Source organism: Candidatus Obscuribacterales bacterium (genome assembly GCA_036703605.1).
Lineage (GTDB): Bacteria > Cyanobacteriota > Cyanobacteriia > RECH01 > RECH01 > RECH01.
Genome location: DATNRH010000791.1, coordinates 1 through 1174 on the forward strand (window position 1 = coordinate 1; position 1174 = coordinate 1174).

1 protein-coding gene is annotated in these 1174 nt (G+C 54.4%); it reads right to left on the reverse strand.

Going from position 1 to position 1174, the window contains the following annotated elements:
* Positions 1-492 precede the first annotated feature (492 nt).
* Positions 493-645 carry a hypothetical protein gene (locus V6D20_16440; GenBank protein HEY9817369.1) on the reverse strand — a complete coding sequence of 51 codons (153 nt, stop codon included), beginning with the start codon at positions 643-645 and terminating at the stop codon, positions 493-495.
* Between the last annotated feature and the right edge of the window lie 529 nt (positions 646-1174).

Below are 1174 nucleotides of genomic sequence, written 5' to 3' on the forward strand. Positions count from 1 at the left end.
CCGGAAGGAGTCCCAGGCACAGCAGAACTTCCAGGGGCAACAGAGGTCTCAGGAAGTGGGCCTCCAGAGGGTGAAGGTGCCCCGGAGCAACTGGCAGCTGGAACTGGAACGGGGGCGCTAGGAATGGTAGGCAGTGCGGGATCCTAACTGATCAGTGGGGAACAAGCTTACAGCCGGCCATCCACGATTCTGGGTCGTAAGTATGTATTGGGAGGAGCAGTCGGCGATGGTGCGGTTTTCAACAGGGTTAGTGCAGCTTGTGGGCTCTTCAATGGGCCACGGGTTACCGCAAGTTTGGTCGCATTGAATAGAAGTATCTTCAAAGGCACGCACCTGCACTTAGTTGGTAGCCTACCTCTGTGCCATAGCGGCCACCAGCACGGATTCGGAGCCATGTAACGCCGCAATGGCACTGAACATCTGTGGCAGGGCCGAGAGAGGTCCAATACTGATCGCCTCCACCTGCAACCCTGAAGAATCAAACCTTCTGCCTTACATGACGTCAAAGTCGCGACGACCATACTCGTAGAGTTCGAAGCGATATTGCCCCGTGTAGTTCACGACAATATCCACACCTTCCCAGACGAAGCCGTAGAGGTGGTCTACGACAGGGCTGATTCGGAATCCAGTAGGATTGGCAGGCATTCTAGGTGGTCAGGGAGATTTTCAAAGGTAGGAAAGGCAGCATACGCGAGGTGATAGGTTTTGTCTGTGCGAATGGTAAAGCGCTGTCTTCCTCCGCTGACGTCCGGGTTAATGGACTTTCCACACTCCCAGTTCAGCGTAGCGGGCAATCCAGAGGAGTCGGACGAGTACTGCGCTCCTGTCCACAGAGAGATAGCACGATAATTGCCAGGGGCAGGCTAATGTCACGAACGAACTTACAGGACAGTAGAAGAGGGTCCAAGAGGGGCGGTAAACACATTCGGAGCTTACAACCTCAGGGGCATTGTGCAAAATGAAGGCACCAGCTTCACTGCATGGCCAGCTACCATCCAAATCATGATATCCTGAGCCCCAGAGCATCTAGACAGTGAGAAGCGGAACCTTACATCCTCAGGGTAGAGACGATCCTCGGTTACGCCCTGACGTCGTGTTCCCCAGACAGGCAAGAAAAAGGTATCGATAAACTTCATGTTGCGGACGCTACGGTCTGGTGGAGGGTTGTCCACCG